Annotated in this window: 26 protein-coding genes; 22 read left to right on the top strand and 4 right to left on the bottom strand. The window is 74.0% G+C overall.

Annotation, left to right across the window (positions count from 1 at the left end; genetic code table 11):
- Positions 1 to 90 precede the first annotated feature (90 nt).
- The 11 genes from rplS (at position 91) to V1J52_RS23600 (ending at position 9,675) form a co-directional block, all read left to right on the top strand.
- A complete protein-coding gene (rplS, locus tag V1J52_RS23650; RefSeq protein ID WP_330141990.1) occupies positions 91 to 441 on the top strand; it encodes a 50S ribosomal protein L19 in 351 nt (116 codons plus the stop codon).
- Positions 442 to 607: 166 nt separating this feature from the next.
- Positions 608 to 1,333, top strand: a complete 726-nt coding sequence (gene lepB, locus V1J52_RS23645; protein WP_330141989.1) for a signal peptidase I — start codon at positions 608 to 610, stop codon at positions 1,331 to 1,333.
- Positions 1,326 to 2,555 (top strand): signal peptidase I, encoded by a 1,230-nt coding sequence (gene lepB, locus V1J52_RS23640; protein ID WP_330141988.1) that lies wholly within the window; start codon positions 1,326 to 1,328, stop codon positions 2,553 to 2,555. Before lepB (V1J52_RS23645) ends, lepB (V1J52_RS23640) begins: the two co-directional genes overlap by 8 nt.
- Entirely contained in the window at positions 2,521 to 3,339 is an 819-nt protein-coding gene (gene lepB, locus V1J52_RS23635; RefSeq protein WP_330141986.1) for a signal peptidase I, read from the top strand. Before lepB (V1J52_RS23640) ends, lepB (V1J52_RS23635) begins: the two co-directional genes overlap by 35 nt.
- A 150-nt stretch (positions 3,340 to 3,489) precedes the next feature.
- A complete protein-coding gene (gene lepB, locus V1J52_RS23630; RefSeq protein WP_330141985.1) occupies positions 3,490 to 4,215 on the top strand; it encodes a signal peptidase I in 726 nt (241 codons plus the stop codon).
- A 39-nt stretch (positions 4,216 to 4,254) separates the two neighbouring features.
- Positions 4,255 to 4,578 carry a DUF2469 domain-containing protein gene (locus V1J52_RS23625; RefSeq protein ID WP_330141984.1) on the top strand — a complete coding sequence of 108 codons (324 nt, stop codon included), beginning with the start codon at positions 4,255 to 4,257 and terminating at the stop codon, positions 4,576 to 4,578.
- A gap of 209 nt (positions 4,579 to 4,787) precedes the next feature.
- Complete coding sequence (locus V1J52_RS23620; RefSeq protein WP_330141983.1) at positions 4,788 to 5,162, top strand: YraN family protein; 375 nt, start codon at positions 4,788 to 4,790, stop codon at positions 5,160 to 5,162.
- Position 5,163: 1 nt separating this feature from the next.
- Positions 5,164 to 6,774 (top strand): YifB family Mg chelatase-like AAA ATPase, encoded by a 1,611-nt coding sequence (locus V1J52_RS23615; protein ID WP_330141982.1) that lies wholly within the window; start codon positions 5,164 to 5,166, stop codon positions 6,772 to 6,774.
- Positions 6,771 to 7,892, top strand: coding sequence for a DNA-processing protein DprA (gene dprA / locus V1J52_RS23610; protein ID WP_330141981.1), 1,122 nt, complete (start codon positions 6,771 to 6,773; stop codon positions 7,890 to 7,892). The genes V1J52_RS23615 and dprA overlap by 4 nt, the downstream gene beginning before the upstream one ends.
- Before the next feature lie 297 nt (positions 7,893 to 8,189).
- On the top strand, positions 8,190 to 9,032 hold the full coding sequence (whiG, locus tag V1J52_RS23605) for an RNA polymerase sigma factor WhiG (protein ID WP_330141980.1): 843 nt from the start codon (positions 8,190 to 8,192) through the stop codon (positions 9,030 to 9,032).
- Between the two features lie 79 nt (positions 9,033 to 9,111).
- The gene (locus V1J52_RS23600) at positions 9,112 to 9,675 is read left to right on the top strand and encodes a TetR/AcrR family transcriptional regulator (RefSeq protein ID WP_330142041.1); all 564 of its coding nucleotides are present in this window, start codon (positions 9,112 to 9,114) and stop codon (positions 9,673 to 9,675) included.
- Here V1J52_RS23600 and V1J52_RS23595 read toward each other — a convergent pair.
- Positions 9,623 to 10,477, bottom strand: a complete 855-nt coding sequence (locus V1J52_RS23595) for a murein hydrolase activator EnvC family protein (RefSeq protein ID WP_330141979.1) — start codon at positions 10,475 to 10,477, stop codon at positions 9,623 to 9,625. The genes V1J52_RS23600 and V1J52_RS23595 overlap by 53 nt on opposite strands.
- A gap of 309 nt (positions 10,478 to 10,786) precedes the next feature.
- Between V1J52_RS23595 and rpsB the strand changes: the two genes are divergently transcribed.
- The 5 genes from rpsB to V1J52_RS23570 all read left to right on the top strand — a co-directional run bounded on the left by rpsB (position 10,787) and on the right by V1J52_RS23570 (position 15,447).
- Positions 10,787 to 11,704, top strand: a complete 918-nt coding sequence (rpsB, locus tag V1J52_RS23590; protein WP_330141978.1) for a 30S ribosomal protein S2 — start codon at positions 10,787 to 10,789, stop codon at positions 11,702 to 11,704.
- Positions 11,705 to 11,879: 175 nt separating this feature from the next.
- Entirely contained in the window at positions 11,880 to 12,716 is an 837-nt protein-coding gene (gene tsf, locus V1J52_RS23585) for a translation elongation factor Ts (protein WP_330141977.1), read from the top strand.
- Between the two features lie 178 nt (positions 12,717 to 12,894).
- The gene (pyrH, locus tag V1J52_RS23580) at positions 12,895 to 13,644 is read left to right on the top strand and encodes a UMP kinase (protein WP_330141976.1); all 750 of its coding nucleotides are present in this window, start codon (positions 12,895 to 12,897) and stop codon (positions 13,642 to 13,644) included.
- 123 nt (positions 13,645 to 13,767) lie between these two features.
- Complete coding sequence (gene frr / locus V1J52_RS23575) at positions 13,768 to 14,325, top strand: ribosome recycling factor (RefSeq protein ID WP_330141975.1); 558 nt, start codon at positions 13,768 to 13,770, stop codon at positions 14,323 to 14,325.
- Between the two features lie 30 nt (positions 14,326 to 14,355).
- On the top strand, positions 14,356 to 15,447 hold the full coding sequence (locus tag V1J52_RS23570) for a phosphatidate cytidylyltransferase (protein ID WP_443075907.1): 1,092 nt from the start codon (positions 14,356 to 14,358) through the stop codon (positions 15,445 to 15,447).
- Positions 15,448 to 15,591: 144 nt separating this feature from the next.
- Here V1J52_RS23570 and V1J52_RS23565 read toward each other — a convergent pair whose 3' ends face one another.
- Positions 15,592 to 15,978, bottom strand: a complete 387-nt coding sequence (locus V1J52_RS23565) for a hypothetical protein (RefSeq protein ID WP_330141974.1) — start codon at positions 15,976 to 15,978, stop codon at positions 15,592 to 15,594.
- A 218-nt stretch (positions 15,979 to 16,196) separates the two neighbouring features.
- Here V1J52_RS23565 and rlmN point away from each other — a divergent pair, with 218 nt between their 5' ends.
- The 4 genes from rlmN to V1J52_RS23545 all read left to right on the top strand — a co-directional run bounded on the left by rlmN (position 16,197) and on the right by V1J52_RS23545 (position 21,330).
- The gene (gene rlmN / locus V1J52_RS23560) at positions 16,197 to 17,303 is read left to right on the top strand and encodes a dual-specificity RNA methyltransferase RlmN (protein ID WP_330141973.1); all 1,107 of its coding nucleotides are present in this window, start codon (positions 16,197 to 16,199) and stop codon (positions 17,301 to 17,303) included.
- 209 nt (positions 17,304 to 17,512) lie between these two features.
- On the top strand, positions 17,513 to 18,577 hold the full coding sequence (locus V1J52_RS23555; protein ID WP_330142040.1) for a thiamine ABC transporter substrate-binding protein: 1,065 nt from the start codon (positions 17,513 to 17,515) through the stop codon (positions 18,575 to 18,577).
- A 77-nt stretch (positions 18,578 to 18,654) separates the two neighbouring features.
- Complete coding sequence (locus tag V1J52_RS23550; protein WP_443075909.1) at positions 18,655 to 20,283, top strand: ABC transporter permease; 1,629 nt, start codon at positions 18,655 to 18,657, stop codon at positions 20,281 to 20,283.
- The gene (locus V1J52_RS23545) at positions 20,284 to 21,330 is read left to right on the top strand and encodes an ABC transporter ATP-binding protein (protein WP_330141972.1); all 1,047 of its coding nucleotides are present in this window, start codon (positions 20,284 to 20,286) and stop codon (positions 21,328 to 21,330) included.
- Between the two features lie 48 nt (positions 21,331 to 21,378).
- On the opposite strand, the gene V1J52_RS23540 is transcribed toward V1J52_RS23545, so the two are convergent.
- The gene (locus V1J52_RS23540; RefSeq protein ID WP_443075908.1) at positions 21,379 to 21,894 is read right to left on the bottom strand and encodes an Lrp/AsnC family transcriptional regulator; all 516 of its coding nucleotides are present in this window, start codon (positions 21,892 to 21,894) and stop codon (positions 21,379 to 21,381) included.
- Positions 21,895 to 22,060: 166 nt separating this feature from the next.
- Here V1J52_RS23540 and V1J52_RS23535 point away from each other — a divergent pair, with 166 nt between their 5' ends.
- Positions 22,061 to 23,494 carry a gamma-aminobutyraldehyde dehydrogenase gene (locus V1J52_RS23535; RefSeq protein WP_330141970.1) on the top strand — a complete coding sequence of 478 codons (1,434 nt, stop codon included), beginning with the start codon at positions 22,061 to 22,063 and terminating at the stop codon, positions 23,492 to 23,494.
- 87 nt (positions 23,495 to 23,581) lie between these two features.
- Here V1J52_RS23535 and V1J52_RS23530 read toward each other — a convergent pair whose 3' ends face one another.
- Entirely contained in the window at positions 23,582 to 24,697 is a 1,116-nt protein-coding gene (locus tag V1J52_RS23530) for an adenosine deaminase (RefSeq protein ID WP_443075905.1), read from the bottom strand.
- Between the two features lie 52 nt (positions 24,698 to 24,749).
- On the opposite strand from V1J52_RS23530, the gene V1J52_RS23525 reads away from it, so the two are divergent.
- Positions 24,750 to 25,526: a DUF4190 domain-containing protein gene (locus V1J52_RS23525; protein ID WP_330141968.1), complete on the top strand. Its 777-nt coding sequence runs from the start codon at positions 24,750 to 24,752 to the stop codon at positions 25,524 to 25,526.
- Positions 25,527 to 25,651 lie beyond the last annotated feature (125 nt).

Raw genomic sequence — 25,651 nt, 5'->3', positions numbered from 1 at the left:
GGGGGATCAACGCCCGCCCCGGCCGGCACCTTCGATCACCGACGACATTCCGCGGCTGACCTGTGGCAGCGGCGAGGAAAGCAGACGAGCATGTCCCAGCTTCTCGACAACGTCGACGCGGCGTCGCTGCGCAGCGACATCCCCGCCTTCCGCCCCGGCGACACCGTCGACGTCCACGTCCGCGTCATCGAGGGCAACCGCTCCCGTGTGCAGCAGTTCAAGGGCGTGGTCATCCGCCGCCAGGGCTCCGGTCTCCGCGAGACCTTCACCGTGCGCAAGGTGAGCTACAGCGTCGGTGTCGAGCGCACCTTCCCGGTGCACACGCCGGTCGTGGAGAAGATCGAGGTCGTCACCCGCGGCCAGGTCCGCCGCGCCAAGCTGTACTACCTGCGCGAGCTGCGCGGCAAGGCCGCCAAGATCAAGGAGAAGCGCGAGCGCTGAGCGGTACGCTCCCCGCGTGACGCGACGGCCGGGCCCCTGTGCGCAGGGGCCCGGCCGTCGTGCTGCGCGCCCGCTGCTCCACCGCGGGCCCGGCCCCGGATAGGCTGCTGCCTTCCGGCAGGCACACCACCGCGCCACACCACCGGGACGAGAGGGAAGCGGCCCCATGACGGACACCCGGCGCACCGCGGCGAGCGGTGCCCCACCGCCGGCCGTCGCGGCGCGCCGGTGGCGCCCGGCGCGCGGACCGGCTCCCGGGCTGCCGGGCGCGCTGCGGCGCCGCACCGCGTGGGCGGCCGGGCTGCTCGCCGCGGTGCTGCTGTGCGGCAGCCTCGCCGTCCAGCCCTTCGTCGTCGTGAGCGGCTCGATGGAGAACACGCTGCGCACCGGTGACCGGGTGCTCGTGAACAAACTGGCCTACCGGTTCGGCGACGTCCCCGCGCGCGGGGACGTCGTGGTCTTCGACGGGACGGGCACGTTCACCGCCGAGGGCCCGCGGCCGGGTGCGCTGACGCGGATGCTGCGCACCACGGCGGCGGCGGCGGGCCTCGCCGAGCCCCCGGGCAACGACTACGTGAAGCGCGTCATCGGCACCGGCGGGGACAGGGTCACCTGCTGCGACCCGCGGGGGAGGATCGAGGTGAACGGCGAACCGCTGACCGAGCGCTACCTCCGCCCCGGGGACCAGGCGTCGTCCGTCCCGTTCGACGTCGTCGTGCCGGACGGCCGCCTGTGGGTCATGGGCGACCACCGTTCCGGCTCCAGCGACTCCCGCGACCACCTCGGCCGCCCCGGCGGCGGAACCGTCCCCGTGGAGCGGGTGATCGGACGGGTGGACGCGGTCGGCTGGCCGCCCACGCGGTGGACGGCCGTCCACGGCGGGCATGGGTAGCCGCGGCAGGCCGCCGGGCCCGGCGGGCACCCCGGCGCGGCGCCCCGCGCCGCACGGCGAGGCCGCGGGCCACGGTGACGGCCGCCGGCCGCGCGGGGGCGCGGAGCCCGGCGGGAGCGCGCCGGACGGTGGCGGGCGGACGGCCCGGCGCCGGGCCGAGCGGCGGCTCAGGCGCCGCCGCAGGCTCTCGGCGACGAAGGAGATCCCGCTCCTCGTCGGCATCGCACTGCTCATCGCCCTGGTACTGAAGACCTTCCTGGTGCAGGCGTTCGTCATCCCGTCGGGTTCCATGGAGCAGACCATCCGCGTGGACGACCGGGTGCTGGTGGACAAGCTCACCCCGTGGTTCGGCTCCCGCCCCGAGCGGGGGGACGTGGTCGTCTTCGAGGACCCGGGCGGCTGGCTGGACGGGCACGCCCAGGGCGGGCCGCGCGACGACCCGCCGGTCGTGAAGCAGGGCAGGGCCTTTTTGACCTTCATCGGGCTGCTGCCGTCGGACGACCAGCAGGACCTGATCAAACGGGTCGTGGGCGTCGGCGGCGACCGGGTGGTGTGCTGCGACGCGGGCGGCCGGGTCACCGTCAACGGCACCCCGCTGGACGAGCCCTACCTGCACCCCGGCAACCTGCCCTCCGAACTGCCCTTCGACGTGACCGTGCCCCCGGGCCGCGTGTTCGTCCTGGGCGACCACCGGGCCAACTCCGCCGACTCCCGGTACCACCTGCGGGACGCCGGGCAGGGCACCGTCCCGGAGGACCTGGTCGTGGGGAAGGCCGTGGTCATCGCCTGGCCCCTCGGGCACTGGGCCCGGCTGGAGGAGCCCGGCACCTACGCCTCGGTGCCCGACACGGCGGACCCGCGGGCCCCGGCGGTGCCCGCCATGGCGGACAATGGCCCGACGGGACCCGGCGGTGACGCCGGGTCCCGAGGAGACCGCGGAACGAACGAAATCGTGCCGCTCCCGAGCCCTGCGGAACTCACGCTCGTTATGGGAGTGACGGTCCTGCGCCGCAGGTCCGTCAGGCGGCAGTACAGCGTTAGGAGAGAACGTGGGGGACGTGGCGGTCGGCGCCCGGTCCGGGTCCGGCGGGGACGAGCCGGAGGAGCGGCCAAAGGGGCGGCACGGCGACCGTTCCGCGCACGGGGCACACCCGCCCTCCGAGGACACCGGCGGCCCCGGCCCCCGGGTGCCCGGAGCGCGCGGCGGCGACGGCGGCGCTGAGGGCGGCGGCGAGCACGACGGAGAGGACGGCGACGGCGAGGACGGCGGGGAGCCCAAGCAGCGCTCCCTGTGGAAGGAGCTGCCGCTCCTCCTCGGCATCGCCCTGGTGCTGGCCCTGCTGATCAAGACGTTCCTGCTCCAGGCGTTCTCCATCCCCTCCGACTCGATGCAGAACACCCTCCAGCGCGGGGACCGCGTCCTGGTCGACAAGCTCACGCCGTGGTTCGGGGGGGAGCCCGAGCGCGGCGAGGTCGTCGTCTTCGAGGACCCGGGCAGCTGGCTGGGCCCCGTGACGGCCGAGCCGAACGCGGTGCAGCGGGCGCTCAGCTTCATCGGCCTGATGCCGTCGGCGGACGAGCAGAACCTGATCAAGCGCGTCGTCGGCGTCGAGGGCGACCGGCTGGAGTGCCGCAGGGACGGCCAGGTGACGGTCAACGGCGAGACGCTGGACGAGTCGGCCTACCTCTTCCCGGGCAACACACCCTGCGGCGACCGCCCCTTCGGGCCGCTGACCGTTCCCGAGGACCACGTGTGGGTCATGGGCGACCACCGGCAGAACTCGGAGGACTCCCGCTACCACACGGGAGAGCCGGGCGGCGGCGCCGTGCCGGTGGACAAGGTCGTCGGACGGGCCGTCGTCCGGGCCTGGCCGGTGGACCGCTGGGGCACGCTCCCGGTGCCCGACACGTACGGAGGGCTGGCCGCCGCGGCCCCCGCCGCGCTCGGCCTCGCGGGTGCGCTGCCGCTCCTGCTGTGGCGCAGGAAGCGGCCGGCCGGCCGCTGAGCACCTCCCCGGACCTCCCCGCCGCCCGCCGCCCGCCGCCCCGGGCGCGGGGTGCCCGGGCGGACGTCCGGCACCCCGCACGGGGCTGACCGGGAACGGAACCCGCGGGTAGGGTGCGCCGGAGGCGTCCGCGACCGTGGGGAGCACCGGATGAGCAGCGCACCGACGGACGGCACGGCGCCCGCGCCCGGACGGGCGGGCGCCGTCCTGTCGGCTGCCGCCGTCGCCGTGGGCTGCGTGCTCTTCCTGGGCGCGTTCGTCCTCGCGGCCCTGTTCTACCGGCCCTACGCCGTCCCCACCGGCTCCATGGCCCCCACCGTCGACGCGGGCGCCCGCGTGCTGGCCGAACGGATCGACGGCGGGCAGGTGCGCCGTGGCGACGTGGTCGTCTTCGAGGACGCCCAGTGGGGCGGCATGCCGATGATCAAGCGCGTCGTCGGGGTCGGCGGCGACGAGGTGGCCTGCTGCGACGCGCGGGGGCGGCTGACGGTCGACGGCACGCCCGTGGACGAGCCCTACGTGGCCGGGACCGCGTCCGCCGCCGCGTTCCGCACCACCGTGCCCGAGGGCACCCTCTTCCTGCTCGGCGACAGCCGCGGCGAGTCGGTGGACTCCCGCGCCCTCCTCGCCGACGGCGGCCACGGCGCGGTGCCGCGCGACGCGGTGCGCGCCCGGGTCGACGGAGCCGTCTGGCCGCTGGGCTCGGCGGGCGCGCTGGAGCGCCCCGGCGGATTCGCCGCCCTGCCCGGCGGCGTCTCGGAACCCGGGCCGCTGCGCGCGCTGACGTGGGCCCTGGGCGCCGGAGCCGCCCTGGTGCTGGGCGGGGCCGCCTACGGGCCGGTAGCGCGGCGCGCCGGACGGCGGCAGCGGCCCTGACGCACAATGGGGGGACGCACGGCTGAAGGGGAACATGCCATGAGCGCCGAGGACCTCGAAAAATACGAGACCGAGATGGAGCTGAAGCTCTACCGGGAGTATCGGGACGTCGTCGGGCTCTTCCGCTACGTGATCGAGACCGAGCGGCGGTTCTACCTCACCAACGACTACGAGATGCAGGTGCACTCCGTCCAGGGCGAGGTGTTCTTCGAGGTGTCCATGGCCGACGCCTGGGTGTGGGACATGTACCGGCCGGCCCGCTTCGTCAAGCAGGTCCGGGTGCTGACGTTCAAGGACGTCAACGTCGAGGAGCTGAACAAGAGCGATCTCAACCTGCCCGAGGACTCCGGGTTCGGCGGCTGAACGTTCTTGCCCGTCCGCCCGTCCGCCCGTCCGCCCGTCCGCCCGTCCGCCCGTCCGCCCGTCCGCCCGTCTGCCCGCCCGGTGCCCGGCAGCCGGCCGCACCCGGGAGGGTGACGGAGTTATCCCCATGTGCGGCGTTGTCCACGGAAAACCGCTGTTTTTCCCGCCCTGCCGTCCCGGCCGTCACAGTCGGTCGCGGAGGTGGCGTGATGAACGCACAACGAGCACTCGGACGCTACGGCGAGGACCTGGCCGCCCGGCGGCTGCGGGAGGCCGGGATGGCGGTCCTGGAACGCAACTGGCGCTGCCGGGACGGCGAGATCGACATCGTCGCCCGGCACGGCGACGCCCTGGTGGTCTGCGAGGTCAAGACACGCAGCGCCGGAGCCTACGAACACCCGATGGCGGCCGTGACGCCCCGCAAGGCCGCCCGGCTGCGGCGGCTGGCCGCGTGCTGGCTCAGCGAACGGTGGCTGGTCCGCTACGGGCGGCCCCCGGCCGGCGGGGTGCGCATCGACGTGGTGGGTGTGCTGCTGCCCCGGCGCGGCGCCCCGCAGGTCCAGCACGTGCGCGGGGTGGCCTGAGATGGCCTTCGCCCGCACCTGCTCGGTCGCGCTCGTCGGGGTGGAGGGCGTGCCGGTCGAGGTCCAGGCCGACCTCGAACCCGGCGTCGCCACCTTCACCCTGATCGGGCTCCCCGACAAGTCCCTCGTCGAGAGCCGCGACCGGGTCCGCGCCGCGGTGGTCAACTCCGGGGTGGACTGGCCGCAGCGCAAGCTCACCGTCGGCCTCAGCCCGGCCTCCGTCCCCAAGAGCGGTTCCGGCTTCGACATCGCCGTGGCCAGCGCGGTGCTCGGCGCCGCGGAACGGATCGACCCGCGGCGGCTGAGCGGCGTCATGATGATCGGCGAACTGGGCCTGGACGGACGGGTGCGCCCGGTGCGCGGCGTGCTGCCCGCCGTGCTCGCCGCCGCCGACGCGGGCTACCGCCGGGTCATCGTCCCCGAGCAGACGGCCGCCGAGGCGCGGCTCGTGCCCGGCGTCGACGTCCTGGGCGTGCGCACCCTGCGCCAACTCATCGCCGTGCTCGCGGGCGAGCCGGAGCCCGAGGAACCGGCCGACGAGGCGGGCGGCGGCCCGGACCTGACGTCGCCCGGCCTCGCGCTGCCCGGCACCGCCCTCGCCGGGTCCGCCCGTACGGGCGTCCGTCCGGCCGATCTCGCGGAGGTGGCTGGCCAGGCGGCGGCCCGTCGCGCGCTGGAGGTGGCCGCCGCCGGGCGGCACCACCTGTTCCTCAAGGGCCCGCCCGGAGCGGGCAAGACCATGCTCGCCGAACGGCTGCCGGGGCTGCTGCCCCCGCTCACCCCGCAGGAGTCGCTGGAGGCCACCGCCGTGCACTCGGTGGCCGGGGCCCTGCCACCGGGGCAGCCCCTGGTCTCCCGGGCGCCCTACTGCGCCCCGCACCACTCCGCGAGCATGGCCTCGCTCGTCGGCGGCGGCACCGGACTGCCGCGCCCCGGCGCCGTCTCGATGGCCCACCACGGCGTTCTCTTCCTCGACGAGGCCGCCGAATGCAGCGGACGCGTGCTGGACGCCCTGCGGCAGCCGCTGGAGTCCGGGCAGGTGGTGGTGGCCAGGGCGCAGGGCATGATGCGCATGCCGGCCCGCATCCTCCTCGTCCTCGCCGCGAACCCGTGCCCCTGCGGCCGGCACGGGACGCCCGCGGGCGGATGCGAGTGCCGTCCCTCCTCCGTCCGCCGCTACCGCGCCCGGCTCTCCGGACCACTGCTGGACCGGGTGGACCTGCGGGTCACGGTGGAGCCCGTCGCCCGCGCGGAGCTGCTGGCCACCGGCCGGAACGCCGAGGACAGCGCCACCGTGGCCGCCCGGGTGCTGGCCGCCAGGGAACGGGCCGCCGCCCGCTACGCCGACACCCCCTGGCAGACGAACAGCGAGGTGCCGGGCCACGAACTGCGCACCCGCTGGCAGGTGACACCCGGAGCGCTCGTGCGGGCCGAGGCCGACATGGAACGGGGTCTGCTGACCGCGCGCGGGCTGGACCGGGTACTGCGGGTCGCCTGGACGGTCGCCGACCTGGCCGGACACGGCAGGCCGCACACGGAGGACGTCGACTGCGCGCTCCAGCTGCGCACCGGCGTCAGCCGCGGTGCCCGGAGCACCGGAGTCCCGGCGTGACACGGGCCGACGACGAGGAGCGGCTGGCCAGGGCCGCGCTCAGCCGGACGCTGGAGCCGGGCGACGAGCTGGGCGGGGGCTGGCTGGAGAGCCACGGGGCGGTGGCCACCGTGCGGGCGCTCGCCGAGGACCGCCCGCTGCCCGGGGCGGACCCGCAGCGCTGGGCCGGACTGCGGCTGCGGGCCGCCGCCGCCCGGCCCGGCGAGGACCTCGCCCGGGCAGCGGAGGCGGGCGGCCGGTTCCTGTGCCCGGGCGATGCGGAGTGGCCCGGACAGCTCGACGACCTGGGCCCGGCCCGGCCGGTGGGGCTGTGGGTGCGGGGCACTGCGTCGCTGCGGCTGGCGGCGCTGCGGTCCGTCGCCGTGGTCGGCGCCCGCGCCTGCACGGAGTACGGCGCCCACATGGCCTCCGTCCTCGGCGCCGGGCTGGCCGAACGCGGCTGGACGGTGGTCTCCGGCGCCGCCTACGGGGTGGACGGCGCCGCCCACCGCGGGGCACTCGCGGTGGGCGGAGCGACGGTGGCGGTGCTCGCCTGCGGGGTGGACGTGGCCTACCCGCCGGGCCACCGGGAGCTGATCGCACGCGTGGCCGAACAGGGCCTGTTGGTCGCCGAACTGGCACCGGGCGACCACCCGACACGGCCCCGGTTCCTGCTCCGCAACCGGGTCATCGCCGCCCTCACCCGCGGCACCGTCGTCGTGGAGGCCGAAACGCGCAGCGGTTCCCTGGTCACCGCCCGCTGGGCGACGCGGCTGGGGCGGCAGCCCATGGGCGTGCCGGGGCCGGTCACCTCCGGGCTCTCGGCGGGCGTGCACCGGATGCTGCGCGACGGCGCGGGGCTCGTGACGGATCCGGCCGACGTCGTCGAACTGGTCGGCCGCATGGGGGAGCTGGCCCCGGAACCGGCCACGCCCGTCCTGCCGCGCGATCTGCTGCACCCGGACACCGCCCGGGTCCTGGAGGCGCTTCCCGCCCGGCGCGCGGTGACCGTCGACTGGCTCGCCCGCGCCTCCGGCACGCCCCCGGAGCCCGTGCGAGCCCGGCTGCACGAGCTGCGCGCCCTCGGCTTCGTCGACTGCGTCCGAGGCCACTGGCAATTGTCAGCGGGGTCCCACTGACACCCCAACAGGTGATCTCTGGGTGCTTGACCTGGGGCGACGGAGTGAAAGGGTGAGGCCATGCGAGCGACACGGCAGATACCGCGGGGCGGCGCCGGGCGATGAGGCGGCGCCGGTGTCCCACCGGCGTGCGGTCTGAGGAACGTATCTGCGCATGCCGCGTCGAACGCTGATCGCGCACTGCGACTCCGCGGTCACGCTACGCTCGCCAGACTCTTCCCGCACGGTCCCCGCCCCCACCCGTCCGCTTCCGATTCACGCCCCCCTCGATCACGGCAGAACGGCTCCAGGTAACGCATGCCCCACCACACGTCCGGGTCCTCCCGCACGGCCACGGCGCTGCCGGCCGCGGCCGCAGCGGCGGTCCGCCCCGTCGTGCCCAGCTCACTGGACCAGCTGTGGCGCTCGTACAAGGACACGGGTGACGAGAGGCTGCGCGAGCAGCTCATCCTGCACTACTCGCCTCTGGTGAAGTACGTGGCGGGACGCGTGAGCGTGGGGCTGCCCGCCAGCGTGGAGCAGTCCGACTTCGTCTCCTCCGGGGTCTTCGGGCTCATCGACGCCATCGAGAAGTTCGACCCCGCCCGTGCCATCAAGTTCGAGACGTACGCCATCACCCGCATCCGCGGCGCGATGATCGACGAACTGCGGGCGCTGGACTGGATTCCGCGGTCGGTGCGGCAGAAGGCCCGTGCGGTCGAGCGCTCCTACGCCTCCCTGGAGGCGGCCCTGCGCCGCACGCCCAGCGAGGCGGAGGTCGCCGCCGAGATGGGCATCGCCGTCGAGGAGCTGCACGCCGTCTTCAGCCAGCTCTCCCTGGCCAACGTCGTCGCGCTGGAGGAGCTGCTGCACGCCGGCGGTGAGGGCGGGGACCGGCTGAGCCTCCTGGACACGCTGGAGGACACGGCCGCCGACAACCCGGTGGAGGTCGCCGAGGACCGTGAGCTGCGCCGGCTGCTGGCCCGTGCCGTCAACACGCTCCCGGAGCGGGAGAAGACCGTCGTGACCCTCTACTACTACGAGGGGCTGACCCTCGCGGAGATCGGCGAGGTCCTGGGCGTCACCGAGAGCAGGGTCAGCCAGATCCACACCAAGTCGGTGCTGCAACTGCGGGCGAAGCTCGCCGAGGTCGGCCGCTGAATCGTCCCTCCCGGCCCACTGCCGCGTTGATCGGACAGGCCGTATCGTGGGGGCCGTGCCCAGGATTCGAGCGGCCACCGTGGCCGAGCACCGGACGATGCAGCGCCGCGCCCTGCTGGAGGCGGCCCGCGCCCTGCTCTCCGAAGGCGGCACCGAGGCGCTGACGTTCCCGGCGCTCGCCGAGCGCACCGGGCTCGCCCGTTCCTCCGTCTACGAGTACTTCCGCTCCCGCGCGGCGGTCGTCGAGGAGCTGTGCGCCGTCGACTTCCCCGTGTGGGCCGCCGAGGTGGAGGCGGCGATGACCGCCGCCGCCACGCCCGAGGGCCGCGTCGAGGCGTACGTACGGCGGCAGCTCGCCCTCGTGGGGGACCGCCGGCACCGCGCGGTGGTGGCCATCTCGGCCGGGGAGCTGGACGAGGGCGCGCGGGAGAAGATCCGCGCCGCGCACGGCGGGCTCGTCGCGCTGACCGTCGAGGCGCTGGAGCAGCTCGGGCACCAGCAGCCCCGGCTGACGGCGATGCTCCTCCAGGGTGTCGTGGACGCCGCCGTCCGCCGCATCGAGCTGGGTGCCGCCGAGGACCCCGGGCACATCACCGAGGCGGCCGTCGCCATGGCCCTCCACGGAGTCCGCCGCACCCCGTGACCGCACGGCGGCCGGCAGCTCCCCGGGCCCGCCCGGCCCGCCCGTGCGGCGCGGGAGTCACGGGGCCGGGGAGCCGTCCGCGACGCCCCGCGGGGGCCGGTTTCCGGCGGCGCAGGCGGTGGGCGGCCCACAGCGCGGTGACGGCCAGGACGCCGGGCAGCGCCAGGCCGGCCGGGCCGGTGCGGGCGGCGGCCGGCTGCCACGCGGGGGAGACCACCGGGTCCGCCGCCTCCTGCCCCGCCGTCGCTGCTGCCGTCGCCACCGCCGTCTCCGCCGGTGCGGGCGGAGCGCCGCCCGGGGCCGCGGTGCCCGGGAGCGGGACGCCGAAGACGGGCAGCAGCACCGGCGGGCCGGTGGCGAGCAGCGACAGCGGGTCCAGGTACCGCTCCCCCTGGCGCAGGCCCCAGTGGAGGCAGGCGCGCGGCGGGCAGTGCGAGCCGCCGGGTGTCAGCGTGCCGACCACCGCGCCCGCCGCCACCCGTTCGCCCACGCGCACCGACGCCCGCACCGGCTCGTACGTGACCCGCAGGGGCGGGGGCCCCGTACCGGCCAGCTCCACGGAGACGACGCCGCGTCCGGCCACCGGCCCGGCGTGCACGACGCGCCCGGCCGCCACCGTCCGCACCGGCTGCCCGGGGCGCCCCGCCAGGTCCACGCCGCGGTGCCCGGCCGCCCAGCGCACCGGCGGCGGCGCGAAGCCCCGTGCCACCTCGGGCTCCGGCAGCGGCCACGGGGGCGGGGGAGCGGGGCTCGCGGACGCGGGCAGGGCGAGCGCCGCGGCCGCACACAGGGAGAGCAACATGCGCGCAGCGTGACACCGGTCCGCCGACGGCGGGCCGGGCCCGGCCCGAGCTGTGGATTACTCGCCGGTTGTGGAAAACCCGGCGTGTCGCTCACCGTGCGGCAGGTCCCGTACACTTCTGCTGGCGACCCGGTCACCGGGTCGACTTCGCACGCCCCGCCGTCCTCCTTGGACGGCAGCGCATCTCGGTCCTCGGCACCGCTCTTCACCTGCGAAGCGAAGGCGGTCGGCAGGCACGACGCGTCGGGGCGTCAGGAGCGCCGGCCATCCGGCCGGCGCGTTAACCGAGAAAAACCGAGGAGTACGGCCATGGCCGTCGTCACGATGCGGGAGCTGCTGGAGAGCGGCGTCCACTTCGGGCACCAGACCCGCCGCTGGAACCCGAAGATGAAGCGCTTCATCTTCACCGAGCGCAACGGCATCTACATCATCGACCTGCTCCAGTCGCTGTCGTACATCGACCGCGCCTACGAGTTCGTCAAGGAGACGGTCGCCCACGGCGGCACCGTCATGTTCGTCGGCACCAAGAAGCAGGCCCAGGAGGCCATCGCCGAGCAGGCCACGCGCGTGGGCATGCCCTACGTCAACCAGCGCTGGCTCGGCGGCATGCTGACCAACTTCTCCACCGTCCACAAGCGGCTCCAGCGCCTCAAGGAGCTTGAGCAGATCGACTTCGAGGACGTGGCCGCCTCCGGCCTCACCAAGAAGGAGCTGCTGGTCCTCTCCCGCGAGAAGGCGAAGCTGGAGAAGACCCTCGGCGGCATCCGCGACATGCAGAAGGTGCCCAGCGCCGTCTGGATCGTGGACACCAAGAAGGAGCACATCGCCGTCGGTGAGGCGCGCAAGCTCAACATCCCGGTCGTCGCGATCCTGGACACCAACTGCGACCCCGACGAGGTCGACTACAAGATCCCGGGCAACGACGACGCGATCCGCTCCGTCACCCTGCTCACCCGCGTGATCGCCGACGGTGTCGCCGAGGGCCTGATCGCCCGTTCCGGTGCCGCCGAGGGCAAGGGCGGCGAGCAGGCGGCCCCGGCCGCGGCCGAGCCGCTGCCGGAGTGGGAGCGCGAGCTGCTGGCGGGCGACAAGGCCGCCGAGGGTGCCGAGGCCAAGGCCGAGGAGAAGCCGGCTGAGGAGCAGGCCGCCCCCGTCGAGGAGCAGGACGCTCCCGCCGAGGCGCCGGCCGAGGCCGCAGCCGAGACCCCGGCCGAGCAGCAGGGCTGACGCACCGGTTCGACAGCGCACCGCCCGAGCGCACCGAACGCACGGCGGGAGCAGCGCGCCAGCGCCGCCCCGCCGTGCGTTCCGCACCCTTTCCGCCCGGTCGGACGGCGTGGGGCGCGGGTCACCGGGCACATCGGACACCACCTCATCGACTTTCCGGGAAGAGATTCACCCCATGGCGAACTACACCGCCGCTGACGTCAAGAAGCTCCGGGAGCTCACCGGCGCCGGCATGATGGACTGCAAGAAGGCGCTCGACGAGGCCGACGGCAACGTCGACAAGGCCGTCGAGATCCTGCGCGTCAAGGGCCAGAAGGGTGTCGCCAAGCGCGAGTCCCGTACCGCCGAGAACGGCGCGGTCGCGGCCCTCATCGCCGGTGACAAGTCCTCCGGCGTGCTGGTCGAGCTGAAGTGCGAGACGGACTTCGTGGCCAAGGGCGACAAGTTCCAGGCCGCCGTCGCCGCCATCGCCGAGCACATCGCCGCCACCTCCCCGGCCGACGCCGCCACCCTCCTCGCCTCCGAGATCGAGGGCGGCAAGACCGTCCAGGCGTTCGTGGACGAGAAGAACGCCGAGCTGGGCGAGAAGATCGTGCTCGACCGCTTCGCGCAGTTCTCGGGCGGCTTCGTCGCCACCTACCTGCACCGCACGAACCCCGACCTGCCGCCGCAGGTCGGTGTCCTGGTGCAGCTCGACCAGGAGAACGCCGAGGTCGCCAAGGACGTCGCGCAGCACATCGCCGCCTTCGCGCCCAAGTACGTCTCCCGCGAGGACGTCCCGGCCGAGACGGTGGAGAACGAGCGCCGCGTCGCCGAGGCCACGGCCAAGGAGGAGGGCAAGCCGGAGGCCGCCCTCCCCAAGATCGTCGAGGGCCGCGTGAACGGCTTCTTCAAGGAGAACTGCCTCCTGGACCAGCCCTTCGCCAAGGACAACAAGAAGTCCGTCCAGAAGGTCCTGGACGAGGCCGGCGTCACGCTGAAGCGCTTCGCCCGCATCCGCGTCGGCGCCTGAGCCATTCGTACGTCCCGACGCCACGGGACGGCGTGACACGGGCGGCCGCTGGGGTCCGGCCCCGATAGGGTCGGGCACACGGCAGCTGAGACCAGCCGCAGACGAGGAGGCCATTGCCGCAGGGAACCATCCGTTCCGCGGGCAATGGCCTTCCTCGTATGTGCACGAGGAGACCTTCATGAGCAGGACTGCAACCGATACCGACATCCCCCGCCGCTTTCTGCTGAAGCTCTCCGGTGAAGCCTTCTCGGGCGGCGGTGGCCTCGGCGTCGACCCCGACATCGTCCACAAGATCGCCCGCGAGATCGCGGCGGTCGTCCGCGACGGCGCGCAGATCGCCGTCGTCATCGGTGGCGGCAACTTCTTCCGCGGTGCCGAACTGCAGCAGCGCGGCATGGACCGGGCGCGCTCCGACTACATGGGCATGCTCGGCACCGTCATGAACTGCCTCGCCCTCCAGGACTTCCTGGAGAAGGAGGGCATCGACTCCCGCGTGCAGACGGCCATCACCATGGGGCAGGTCGCCGAGCCCTACATTCCCCTGCGCGCGATCCGGCACCTGGAGAAGGGCCGTGTCGTGATCTTCGGCGCCGGCATGGGCATGCCCTACTTCTCCACCGACACCACGGCGGCCCAGCGCGCGCTGGAGATCCACGCCGAGGCGATGCTCATGGGCAAGAACGGCGTGGACGGGATCTACGACTCCGACCCGGCGAAGAACCCCGACGCGGTACGGTTCGACGCGCTCACCTACGACGAGGTCATCACCCGGGACCTGAAGGTCGCGGACATGACCGCCATCACCCTGTGCCGGGACAACAAACTGCCGATCCTCGTCTTCGAACTCCTCGCCGAGGGCAATATCGCGCGTGCCGTCCAGGGTGAGAAGATCGGCACACTGGTCGGCAGCCAGAGCAGCCGCGGCTGACCGCGCACCGGTGGACACGGGCCTGCCGGTCAGACACCGTGCAGGCACCAGGGCACACCCGTGTACGGCCGTACCCGGGGCCACCGCCCGAATCCGCTCATTCATCGAACCAGGAGTCACGTGGTGATCGAAGAGACCCTCCTCGAAGCCGAGGAGAAGATGGAGAAGGCGGTCGTCGTCGCCAAGGAGGACTTCGCCGCGATCCGCACCGGCCGTGCGCACCCGGCGATGTTCAACAAGATCGTGGCCGACTACTACGGGGCGCCGACGCCGATCAACCAGCTCGCGTCGTTCTCGGTGCCCGAGGCCCGCATGGCCGTGGTGACGCCGTTCGACAAGAGCGCCCTGCGCAACATCGAGCAGGCCATCCGCGACTCCGACCTCGGCGTCAACCCGTCGAACGACGGCAGCATCATCCGGGTGGTGTTCCCCGAGCTGACCCAGGAGCGCCGTAAGGAGTACATCAAGGTCGCCAAGGGCAAGGCCGAGGACGCCAAGATCTCCATCCGCAGCGTCCGCCGCAAGGCCAAGGAGGCCATCGACAAGGCCGTCAAGGACGGCGAGGTCGGCGAGGACGAGGGCCGTCGCGCCGAGAAGGAACTCGACGACACCACGTCCCGGTACGTCGGGCAGGTGGACGAGCTGCTCAAGCACAAGGAAGCCGAGCTGCTCGAGGTCTGACGGGGTCTTCCAGATAAGGGCTGCAATTCAGTGAACGACTCACCCTGGGGCACGACCCCGTCCGCCGGACCGGGCTTCCACCCCGGCCCCGGGCCGGGTCCGTCGGCGGGTCCCGCGCATGGTGTCCGCGATACGGCGCAGACTCGGCTCATGCCCATCGTGCCCGACGCCGGCGGCGGCGACCAGGAGGAGAGCGGCGACCGCCCGGGCCACCGGCCCGGCGGCACCCCGTCCGGCGGTCTGCCGGACGGTCCGCCGCCCGGCGGCCCTTCCGTCCCCGAGCCCGCTTCGCCGCTGCCCGGCGCGAAGCGGGCCGGCCGTGACCTGCGCGCGGCGATAGGGGTCGGCCTCGGCCTCGGGGCCGTCATCCTGGCCGCGCTGTTCCTGCTGAAGGACGTCTTCGTCGCGGTCATCGTGCTCGCCGTCGTGGTGGGCCTGTGGGAGCTGACGTCCCGGCTGGCCGAACGCAAGGGCATCCGCGCCCCGCTCGTCCCGCTCGCGGTGGGCGGCGCGGCGATGGTGGTCGCCGGATACGCGGGAGGTGCGCGAGCCGCCTGGGTGGCCATGGCGCTGACCTGCCTCGCGGTCCTGGTGTGGCGGATGGCGCAGCCGCCGCACGACTACCTGAAGGACGTCACGGCGGGCGTCTTCGCCGCGTTCTACGTGCCCTTCCTCGCCACCTTCGTGGCCCTCATGCTCGCCGCGGACGACGGCCCGCAGCGCGTGCTGACGTTCCTCCTGCTGACCGTCGTGTCCGACACGGGCGCCTACGCCGTCGGCTGGCGCTTCGGCCGCCGCAAGCTCGCGCCGCGCATCAGCCCGGGGAAGACCCGTGAGGGCCTGCTCGGCGCGGTGGGCTTCGCCGTGGTCGCCGGTGCCCTGTGCATGGAACTGCTCATCGACGGCGGCACCTGGTGGCAGGGGCTGCTGCTGGGCCTGGCGGTGGCCGTGAGCGCCACCCTGGGCGACCTGGGCGAGTCCATGATCAAGCGCGACCTGGGCATCAAGGACATGGGCCGCCTGCTGCCGGGCCACGGCGGCATCATGGACCGCCTCGACTCGCTCCTGCCCACGGCCCCGGTCGTCTGGCTCCTCCTGGTCCTCTGCGTCGGCACGGGCTGACCCCGCCCGTACCGCCGCCAGCACCGGCAACGCGACGGCCCGCCCGGCGCGGCGGTGGGTCCTGCGAGACGCGTCACCCGCCCGTCCGCCGGTTCCTCACGACCCAGGACCGTCGCCCCTGCGGCAACAACAATCGGTCCGCTCTCAACCTCGGGCATGCCGGTCGTTGAGCAACTGTGAGACGCGCTGGGGTGAGACTCCCAGGACGTGCGCGATGTCCCTGCCGGTCAGGCCGTGCTCGTCGAGCGCTGCCGCTGTGCGCCGCAGCTCCGCCGCGGCCGTCACTTGGGCCTTGTGTGCGTCGGCGGTGGCCTGCGTCGATGCCTTGACGCGTCGGTTGAGCTCGTCGCCGAGGTCGATTCTGAGCGCGGCCCCGTGCTCGGCTCCAGGCACTCCGCCTGCCTCCATGAGGACGCGTCCGCGCTCGACCGCGCCATCCAGACGCCGTACGTAGCTGGGCTCCGCTCCGTCCATGTGCAGCACCCAGCCATCGCCCGATCGACGGGCGAGAATCCGGGGCAGTTCCACCATCCGACCAGCGTCCATAACAACTCCGTTTTGTGGGCGTGGAGTTGGCAGTCCAGGTTCCCTAGTCGACAACATCTACAGGGACTAGACGGACGGGGATAAGAGGGTGCTGCCCTGCGAACCCGTCATCGGCACGGGTCGGGGGCTGCCGGGGTGGGGTGACCGAGGTCCCATGCGGGTGGCCCGGGTGGGGCTGGGCGATCTGCGACACTGGGGGCATCATGCCTGCGCCTGGAGAACTGACGTTTGTCGCGCCGCGGGGGGCCAAGAAGCCGCCGCGGCACCTTGCCGACCTCGATCCCGCCGAGCGCCGGGAGGCGGTGGCCGGGATCGGGGAGAAGCCGTTCCGGGCCAAGCAGCTGTCCCAGCACTACTTCGGGCGGTACGCGCACGAACCGGCGCAGTGGACGGACATCCCCGCCGCCGCCCGGGAGCGGCTGGCGGCGGAGCTGCTGCCGGAGCTGATGAGCGTGGTGCGGCACGTCACCTGCGACGACGGCGCCACCCGCAAGACGCTGTGGCGGCTGCACGACGGGACGCTGGTCGAGTCGGTGCTGATGCGCTACCCGGACCGCGTCACCATGTGCGTCTCCTCGCAGGCCGGTTGCGGCATGAACTGCCCGTTCTGCGCGACGGGGCAGGCGGGCCTGGACCGCAACCTGTCGACGGCCGAGATCGTGCACCAGATCGTGGACGGCATGCGGGCGCTGCGGGATGGGGACGTGACCGGTGGCCCGGCCCGGCTGTCCAACATCGTCTTCATGGGCATGGGGGAGCCGCTCGCCAACTACAACCGGGTCGTCGGCGCGATCCGGCGGCTCACCGATCCGGCGCCGGACGGGCTCGGGCTGTCGCAGCGGGGCATCACGGTCTCGACGGTCGGCCTGGTGCCCGCCATGCGCCGGTTCTCCGCCGAGGGGTTCAAGTGCCGTCTCGCGGTCTCGCTGCACGCGCCGGACGACGAGCTGCGGGACACCCTCGTGCCGGTCAACACCCGCTGGAAGGTGCGCGAGGTGCTGGACGCCGCGTGGGAGTACGCGGCGGTCTCCGGCCGCAGGATCTCGATCGAGTACGCCCTCATCCGGGACATCAACGACCAGGCGTGGCGCGGTGACCTGCTGGGCCGTCTCCTCAAGGGCAAGCGGGTGCACGTCAACCTCATCCCGCTCAACCCGACGCCCGGTTCCAAGTGGACGGCGTCCCGGCCGGAGGACGAGCGGGCGTTCGTCCTCGCGCTGGAGGCGCACGGGGTGCCGGTGACCGTGCGGGACACCCGGGGCCAGGAGATCGACGGGGCCTGCGGGCAGCTCGCCGCCGGGGAGCGCTGACGGCGTCCGGGCCGGGGCGCCGTGGGCGCCCCGCCCGGCACTGGTATCGTCCGAACATACGAATAGCCACCATCCGACAGGGGAGCGCGCAGCGCTGAGAGTGCGGTTCGTCCGCAGACCCTCGAACCTCGCCCAGGTCATGCTGGGTAGGAAGTTCGGAAGCACTCTCGTGCCGCACGCCTGCGCCCGTATCCGGAGGCAGCACGATGATGCGCACCACGACCACGTTCCGGGGCGTCCTCGCCGCCGCGCTGGGCACCGCCCTGCTCGCGGGCTGCGGGTCCGGCGGCGGGGACGGCACGTCCGAGACGGTCACCCTCGTCACCCACAACTCGTTCGCCGTCTCCGAGGAGGTGCTGGCGCGGTTCACCGAGGAGACGGGCTACACGGTGGAGGTCGTGCGCGGCGGTGACGCCGGCGTCACGGTCAACAAGGCCGTCCTCAGCGCCGGCAACCCCGAGGGCGACGTCCTGTTCGGCGTGGACAACACCATGCTCTCCAAGGCCCTCGACGCCGACGTCTTCACCCCCTACGAGGCCGAGGGCCTCGCGGAGGTGGACGAGGCGGTCCGGCTGGACGACCGCCACCGGGTGACGCCGGTGGACACCGGCGACGTCTGCGTCAACTACGACCGGGCCTGGTTCGAGGAGCGCGGCACCGAGCCGCCGCAGACGCTGGACGACCTCACCGATCCGGTCTACCGGGACCTCCTCGTCGTGCAGAACCCGGCGACGTCCTCGCCGGGGCTGGCCTTCCTGCTCGCCACCGTCGGCGCCTACGGGGAGGACGGCTGGCAGGAGTACTGGAAGGACCTCAAGGCCAACGGCGCCGAGCAGGTCGACGGCTGGGAGCAGGCGTACAACGACCGCTTCTCCGGCTCGTCGGCCGGCCGGGACGGCGACCGCCCGCTGGTCGTCTCCTACGCCTCCAGCCCGCCGGCCGAGGTGTACTACGGCGGTGACGCGCGCCCGGAGCAGGCACCGACGGGCGTCGCCACCGGCACCTGCTTCCAGCAGACCGAGTTCGCCGGGCTGCTGCGGGGCGCGGACAACACCGAGGGCGGCGAGGCGCTGCTGGACTTCCTGATCAGCCCCGCCTTCCAGGAGGACGTCCCGCTCCAGATGTTCGTGCGCCCGGTGCGCGGCGACGCGGAGCTGCCGGAGGTCTTCACCCGGTACGGGGCCACGGTCGAGGAGCCGCACCGCGTCGCGTCCGAGCGCATCGACGAGAACCGGGAGCAGTGGATCGAGCAGTGGTCCGCGCTGATGAGGTAGCCCGCCCGGCGGGAGCGGCCCGCCCGGCGGTCCCCACGCGGGCGCGGGACGCCTCCGCGCGGCGCCGCGCGCTGGCCGTGCGGCTCGCGCTGATGGCCGTGCCCCTGGCCTTCTTCGCGGTGTTCTTCGGCTACCCCGTGGCCGCCATCGTCGCCCGCGGCCTGCGCGAGGACGGCCGCTGGGACCTCGGCGGCGCCGCCGAGGTGCTGGGCGACCCGGTGACGGGGCAGGTCCTGGCGTTCACCGTCGGGCAGGCCGCGGCGTCCACCGCGCTGACCCTGGCGCTCGCCCTGCCCGGTGCCTACGTCTTCGCGCGGCTCGACTTCCCCGGCAAGCAGCTCCTGCGGGCCGTGGTGACGGTGCCGTTCGTGCTGCCGACCGTCGTCGCCGGGTCGGCGTTCCTCGCGCTGCTCGGCCGGGGCGGGGTGCTGGAGAACGCGTGGGGGATCCGGCTGGACACCAGCGTGTGGGCGATCCTGCTGGCGCACGTCTTCTTCAACTACGCCGTCGTCGTGCGCACCGTCGGCGGCCTGTGGTCGCAGCTCGACCCCGGGCAGGAGGAGGCCGCCAGGATGCTCGGCGCCTCCCGGTTCACCGCCTGGCGCCGGGTCACGCTGCCCGCGCTGACGCCCGCCGTGGCCGCCGCCGCCCTGATGGTCTTCCTGTTCACCTTCACCTCCTTCGGCGTCGTGCAGATCCTCGGCGGCGCCCGCTACACCACGCTGGAGGTGGAGATCTACCGCCAGACGGCGCAGTTCCTGAACCTGCCGACCGCCGCCGTGCTCACCTGCCTCCAGTTCGCCGCCGTCCTCGCGCTGCTGGCCGTGCACGCGCGCACGGTGCGTCGGCGGGAGAGCGCGCTGCGCCTGGTGGACGCCGCGCGCACGGCGCGCAGGCCGCGCGGCGCGGGGCAGTGGGCGCTGCTCGGCTCGCAGCTCGCCGTCATCGCGGTGCTGCTCGTGGCGCCACTGGCCGTGCTGGTCGAGCGGTCCTTCGCCACGTCCGACGGCTACGCGCTGACGTTCTACCGCGCTCTGGCGCAGGTCCCCGACAGCTCCAGCACCTTCGCGGTGCCCGCGCTGCACGCCGTCGGCAACTCGCTCGCCTACGCCGCCGTCGCCACCGCCATCGCCGTCGTGGTCGGCGCCCTGGCCGCCGCGGCGCTGACCCGGCGGGCCGGGCGGCTGGTGCGCGGTTTCGACGCGCTGCTGATGCTGCCGCTGGGCACCTCGGCGGTCACCGTCGGCTTCGGGTTCCTCATCGCGCTGGACGAGCCGCCGCTCGACCTGCGCTCCGCCTGGCTGCTGGTGCCGCTGGCGCAGGCGCTCGTGGGCGTGCCGTTCGTGGTGCGCACGATGCTGCCCGTGCTGCGCGCCGTCGACGACCGGCTGCGGGAGGCCGCCGCCGTGCTCGGCGCCTCCCCGCTGCGGGCCTGGCGCGAGGTGGACCTGCCGCTGGTGCGCCGCGCGCTGGCCGTCGCCGCCGGGTTCGCCTTCGCCGTGTCGCTCGGCGAGTTCGGCGCGACCGTCTTCCTCGCCCGTGCCGACGCGCCGACCCTGCCGGTGGCCGTCGAACGGTTCCTCGGCCGGGCCGGTGAGCTGAACTACGGGCAGGCCATGGCGCTGAGCACCATCCTCATGCTCGTGTGCGCGGCCAGCCTGCTGGCGCTGGAGCGCGTGCGCACCGACCGCTTCGGAGAGTTCTAGATGGCGTCCCTGGACGTGGAGTCCCTCACCGTCCGCTTCGGCGAGCGTACCGTGCTCGACGCCGTCGGCCTCGCGGTGCGGCCGCACGAGACGGTGTGCGTGCTGGGTCCCAGCGGCAGCGGCAAGTCGACCCTGCTGCGTGCCGTGGCCGGGCTCCAGAGCGCGGAGTCGGGGCGGGTGCTGCTGGCGGGCGAGGACCTGTCCGGGGTGCCGCCGCACCGGCGCGGCCTGGGCCTGATGTTCCAGGACCACCAGCTCTTCCCGCAGCGGGACGTGGCGGGCAACGTGGCGTTCGGGCTGCGGGTGCGGGGCGTGGACCGGCGGCGGGCGGCGGCGCGGGTGTCCGAGCTGCTGGAACTGGTCGGGCTGCCCGGAGCCGGACGGCGGGCGGTGGCCTCGCTCTCCGGCGGGGAGCAGCAGCGGGTGGCGCTCGCCCGCGCGCTGGCGCCGCAGCCGCGGCTGCTCATGCTGGACGAGCCGCTGGGCCAGCTCGACCGGGGCCTGCGGGAGCGGCTGGTGGTGGAGCTGCGCCAGCTCTTCGACCGGCTCGGCACGACGGTGCTGGCCGTCACCCACGACCAGGGCGAGGCGTTCGCGCTGGCCGACCGGGTGGTGGTCATGTCCGACGGCCGCGTGGCGCAGAGCGGCACGCCCGTGGACGTGTGGGAGCGGCCCGCCTCCCCGTTCGTGGCGCGCTTCCTCGGCTTCGCCAACGTGGTGTCCGGCACCGTGCGGGGGAGCCGGGCGCGGACACCGTGGGGCGCGGTGCCGGTGCCGCCGGGCACGCCGCAGGGGCCGTGCGCGCTGCTCGTCCGCCCCACGGGGGTGCGCCTCGCGGGCGCCGGGGAGGTGGAGGGGCTGCGCGGCACGGTCGCGGCCCGCACCTTCCGCGGTGACCACGTCGTGGTGCTGCTCGACGTGGAACGGGGCCCGCGCCTGGAGGCCGCCTGCCCGCTGCGCGAGGCGCCCGCCACGGGCGCCTCCGTGACGGTGACGTTCGCCGAGGAGGACGTCGTCCGGCTGCCGCCCGGCGACGGGGAACGCTGAGCCGTCGCCGTCGCCGTCCGGGCCGCAGAGGACGGCAGCCGCTGGCCCTCACGGTGGCGGGGGCCGCCAGACACCCGCCCGCTCGCGCCGCCCGAGGTGGACGAAGCTCTCGGTGGAGCGGACGCCGGGCAGCGTCCTGACGCGCTGGGTGAGCAGGCGGAGCAGGTGCTCGTCGTCCGTGACGGCGATCTCCGCCAGGAGGTCGAACGGGCCCGCCGTGACCACGACGCTGCCGACCTCCGCCAGCTCGGCCAGCGCCTCGGCGACCGGTACGGGGTCACCCTCGACGGTGATCCCGACCGTGGCCTGCCGCAGCAGGCCGACGCCACGGGGGTCGGTGACGGCGGCGATCCGTATGGCGCCCTGGTCGAGCAGCTTCTGGACGCGCTGCCGCACGGCGGCCTCGGACAGGCCCACGGCCTTGCCGATGGCGGCGTACGGGCGGCGGCCGTCCTCCTGGAGCTGCTCGATGATCGCCAGGGAGACGGCGTCGGCCACCGCGCCGCCGTTCGTCCTCTTCCCCGCACGCACCCCGTCATTCTCAGCCACGGCCTCACTGTGCAGGAGGGGTGCTCCGTCACGCAAGCACGGAACGATGGAATCCATCGCTGACTGGGCTATTGGCAACTGAATCCACGGGTACCGAGTGGCGGCCCTGTTGATTGCGTGAGCGCGGCGGTTAGGGTGGATGTCTCACCCATCGCACACGAGGAAGCAGGAGGGTGCTGACGTGACCACCGAACCGCGCCGGCTGCGCAACTACATCGACGGTGAGTTCCGGGACGCCGCGGACGGGCGGACCACCGAGGTGCTCGATCCGGCGACGGGCGAGGCGTACGCCCAGGGGGCGCTGTCGTCCGCGGCCGACGTCGACGCGGCCATGGCCGCCGCCGCTGCCGCCTTCCCGGGCTGGCGGGACGCGACCCCCGGCACCCGGCAGCTCGCCCTGCTGCGGATCGCCGACGCCCTGGAGTCCCGTGCGGACGAGCTGCTCGCCGTCGAGTGCAAGGACACCGGCAAGCCGCTGGAGCTGACCCGGCAGGAGGAGCTGCCGATGATGCTCGACCAGATCCGGTTCTTCGCGGGCGCCGCCCGGATGCTGGAGGGCCGGTCCGCGGGCGAGTACATGGAGGGGATGACGTCCTTCGTCCGGCGGGAGCCGGTCGGCGTCTGCGCCCAGGTCGCGCCGTGGAACTACCCGATGATGATGGCCGTGTGGAAGTTCGCCCCGGCCATCGCCGCGGGCAACACGGTCGTGCTCAAGCCCGCCGACACCACCCCCGCCTCCGCCGTGTTCCTCGCCGAGGTGCTGGGCCAGATCCTGCCCAAAGGCGTGTTCAACGTCGTCTGCGGCGACCGGGACACCGGACGCCTCATGGTCGAGCACCCGACCCCGGCCATGGCCTCGATCACCGGTTCGGTGCGGGCGGGCGTCGAGGTGGCGACGAGCGCGGCCCGGGACGTCAAGCGCGTCCACCTGGAGCTGGGCGGCAAGGCACCGGTCGTCGTCTTCGGCGACGCGGACGTCCCCGCGGCCGTCGAGGGCATCCGGGACGCCGGTTTCTTCAACGCGGGACAGGACTGCACCGCCGCCACCCGGGTGCTCGTCCACGCGTCCGTGCACGACGAGTTCGTCGCCGCCCTCGCCAAGGCGGCCGCCGAGATCAAGACGGGCGACCTGTCCGACGAGGACTGCTTCTACGGGCCGCTCAACAACCCCGTCCACCTGGAGAAGGTGCAGGGCTTCATCGACCGGCTGCCCGCGCACGCCAAGGTGGAGACCGGCGGCGAGCGCGTCGGCGACCGGGGCTACTTCTTCGCTCCGACCGTCGTGTCCGGGCTGAGGCAGGACGACGAGATCATCCAGAACGAGGTGTTCGGGCCGGTCATCACGGTGCAGCGGTTCGCCGACGACGAGCAGGCCGTCGAGTGGGCCAACGGCGTCGAGTACGCCCTCGCCTCGTCCGTGTGGACGACCGACCACGCGCGCGCCATGCGGCTGTCGAAGACGCTGGACTTCGGCTGCGTGTGGATCAACACGCACATCCCGCTCGTCGCGGAGATGCCGCACGGCGGGTTCAAGAAGTCCGGTTACGGCAAGGACCTGTCCGCCTACGGCTTCGACGACTACACCCGCGTCAAGCACGTGATGACGGCCCTGTAGGGCCACCACGCGGGCGGCGGGGCGGCGGGGCGCCGGGAGGGCCGGGTGCGGGGCCGGCCGCCCCGCCGCCCCGACGCTCCGCCCGGCTCAGCGGGCGGACAGGTGGGCGGCGAGGTAGGCGTCGATCTCGCCGTTCAGCGCCGCCTTGGCGGGGGCCTCCAGGAACGACGCCTCCACCCCGTTCCGCGCCAGTGCCGCTATCCCGGCCGCGTCCAGGTCCAGCAGGCGGGCCGCGATCGCGTACTCGGTGTTCAGGTCGGTGCCGAACATCGGCGGGTCGTCACTCCCGATGGTGACGGGCACCCCGGCCCGTACCATCTCGCGCACCGGGTGCGCGGCCAGGTCGGGCACCGCACGCGTGGCGACGTTCGACGTCGGGCAGACCTCCAGCGCGATGCGCCGCTCGGCCAGGTACTCCAGCAGCCGGGGGTCCTGCGGCGCGCTCGTGCCGTGCCCGATCCGCTCGGCGCGCAGGTACGTCAGCGCGTCCCAGACCGAGCCGGGGCCTGTCGTCTCGCCCGCGTGCGGCACGCTGTGCAGCCCCTCGGCGACGGCGCGGTCGAAGTAGGGCTTGAACTGGGGCTTGGGCACCCCGATCTCCGGGCCGCCGAGGCCGAAGGACACCAGCCCCTCCGGCCGCAGACCGCAGGCCATCCGGGTGGTCTCCTCGGCCGCTTCGAGCCCCGCCTCACCGGGGATGTCGAAGCACCAGCGCAGCGACACGCCCAGCTCGGCGGCCGCCGCCTTCCGGGCGTCCTCGATGGCCTCCATGAACGCGATGTCGGGAATGCCGCGCCGCGTCGAGCTGAACGGGGTGACGGTCAGCTCCGCGTAGCGGATGTTCTGCCCGGCCATCTCCCGCGCGATCTCGTAGGTCAGCAGCCGAACGTCCTCGGCGTCGCGGACGAGGTCCACGACGGAGAGGTAGATCTCCAGGAAGTGCGCGAAGTCGCGGAAGGTGAAGAACTCGGCCAGCGCCGCCACGTCGGCGGGGACGGCGGAGTCGGGGTGCCGCGCCGCCAGTTCGGCGACGATGCGGGGCGAGGCGGAGCCGACGTGGTGCACGTGCAGCTCCACCTTGGGCAGCCCCGCGACGAAGCCGGTCAGGTCGGCGGCGTCCGTGAAGTGGGTGGACTCGGGCAGGTCGGGCAGGTCGGGCACGGGTGAACCTCCGGTGGCAGCGGCCCGTCGGGCGCCCGCCATCGTATGCGGGACGCCGCATACGATGGCGGGGGTATCCGACCGGGAGGGGTTCATGGCACAGGACGCAGCCGAGCAGGGGCCGGGGGACGGCGCGCCCCCGTCCGCCTGGGCGCCTCCCCAGGAGGCGGTGCGGCTGGACAAGCCCGCCGCAGTCCCGTCGTCCGCCCCGCCGTCGTCCGCCGAAGCGCCGCCCGCGTCGTCCCTCCCCGGTCCGCCGACCCCGGCCGTGCCCCGGCCCCAGGGCCCGCCGCCGGGGTCCGCGCCCGGCCCGGCGTCCGGCACGTCCGGCGTCCCCCCGGTGCCGCAGGCCCCCTCCCCGCCCCCGGCACCCCCGGTGCCGTTCCCCGGCCCGCCCTACGGCCACCCGGGCCCGCAGCCCGGTTACGGCTACGGCCACGGGCCCGGGTACGGCCACGCCGGGCAGCCGCCGTACGGCTACAACCCCGGCATGCCGTGGCAGCCGCCGGCCCCGCCGCCGAAGACGAGCGGCATCTGCACGGCCGCCATGGTGATCGGCATCATCGGCACCTCGCTGACCCTCACCATCTGGGGCTCCTTCGTCGCCATCCTGCTCGGCCCGCTCGCGCTGGGCCTCGGCATCACCGCCCGCCGCCGCGTCGCCCGCGGCGAGGCCCACGGGTCGGCTCAGGCGACCACCGGTTTCGTGCTGGGCATCGTGTGCACCGCGCTCTCCGCGCTCTTCGTGGCGATCCTGGTCATCGCCATCAGCGCCGAGTCCGCCGAGGACGACCCGGACATCTACTACGAGGACTACCCCTACGACGCCCGCGTCGTCGGCACCGCCCCCCTGACGCCGCCCGGCACGTAGCGCGGGGCGCCCCAGGCGCGCCCCGGCTCCGGCACGCCGGTCCGTGCCCCCGCGGGTGCGGATGTCGCCGGGGCGGCCCCGGCCGCCGCCCGCAGGTGATTCCCCTGATACCCGCTTCGGGGAGT

This window comes from Streptomyces solitudinis (genome assembly GCF_036323765.1).
GTDB lineage: Bacteria > Actinomycetota > Actinomycetes > Streptomycetales > Streptomycetaceae > Streptomyces.
The sequence above is the reverse complement of the archived record's forward strand: the minus strand, read 5'-3'. Positions and strand labels throughout refer to the sequence as shown.

Bases quoted from the DNA above. Each gene is read 5' to 3' on its own strand.
- lepB (WP_330141989.1), top strand. From the start codon at position 608: ATGACGGACACCCGGCGCACCGCGGCGAGCGGTGCCCCACCGCCGGCC.
- whiG (WP_330141980.1), top strand. From the start codon at position 8,190: ATGCCCCACCACACGTCCGGGTCCTCCCGCACGGCCACGGCGCTGCCG.
- V1J52_RS23565 (WP_330141974.1), bottom strand. From the start codon at position 15,978: ATGGTGGAACTGCCCCGGATTCTCGCCCGTCGATCGGGCGATGGCTGG.
- V1J52_RS23595 (WP_330141979.1), bottom strand. From the start codon at position 10,477: ATGTTGCTCTCCCTGTGTGCGGCCGCGGCGCTCGCCCTGCCCGCGTCC.
- V1J52_RS23620 (WP_330141983.1), top strand. From the start codon at position 4,788: ATGAACGCACAACGAGCACTCGGACGCTACGGCGAGGACCTGGCCGCC.
- tsf (WP_330141977.1), top strand. From the start codon at position 11,880: ATGGCGAACTACACCGCCGCTGACGTCAAGAAGCTCCGGGAGCTCACC.
- pyrH (WP_330141976.1), top strand. From the start codon at position 12,895: ATGAGCAGGACTGCAACCGATACCGACATCCCCCGCCGCTTTCTGCTG.
- V1J52_RS23555 (WP_330142040.1), top strand. From the start codon at position 17,513: ATGCGCACCACGACCACGTTCCGGGGCGTCCTCGCCGCCGCGCTGGGC.
- rlmN (WP_330141973.1), top strand. From the start codon at position 16,197: ATGCCTGCGCCTGGAGAACTGACGTTTGTCGCGCCGCGGGGGGCCAAG.
- V1J52_RS23545 (WP_330141972.1), top strand. From the start codon at position 20,284: ATGGCGTCCCTGGACGTGGAGTCCCTCACCGTCCGCTTCGGCGAGCGT.
- rpsB (WP_330141978.1), top strand. From the start codon at position 10,787: ATGGCCGTCGTCACGATGCGGGAGCTGCTGGAGAGCGGCGTCCACTTC.
- V1J52_RS23615 (WP_330141982.1), top strand. From the start codon at position 5,164: ATGGCCTTCGCCCGCACCTGCTCGGTCGCGCTCGTCGGGGTGGAGGGC.
- V1J52_RS23625 (WP_330141984.1), top strand. From the start codon at position 4,255: ATGAGCGCCGAGGACCTCGAAAAATACGAGACCGAGATGGAGCTGAAG.
- V1J52_RS23525 (WP_330141968.1), top strand. From the start codon at position 24,750: ATGGCACAGGACGCAGCCGAGCAGGGGCCGGGGGACGGCGCGCCCCCG.
- V1J52_RS23530 (WP_443075905.1), bottom strand. From the start codon at position 24,697: ATGGCGGGCGCCCGACGGGCCGCTGCCACCGGAGGTTCACCCGTGCCC.
- lepB (WP_330141988.1), top strand. From the start codon at position 1,326: ATGGGTAGCCGCGGCAGGCCGCCGGGCCCGGCGGGCACCCCGGCGCGG.
- rplS (WP_330141990.1), top strand. From the start codon at position 91: ATGTCCCAGCTTCTCGACAACGTCGACGCGGCGTCGCTGCGCAGCGAC.
- lepB (WP_330141985.1), top strand. From the start codon at position 3,490: ATGAGCAGCGCACCGACGGACGGCACGGCGCCCGCGCCCGGACGGGCG.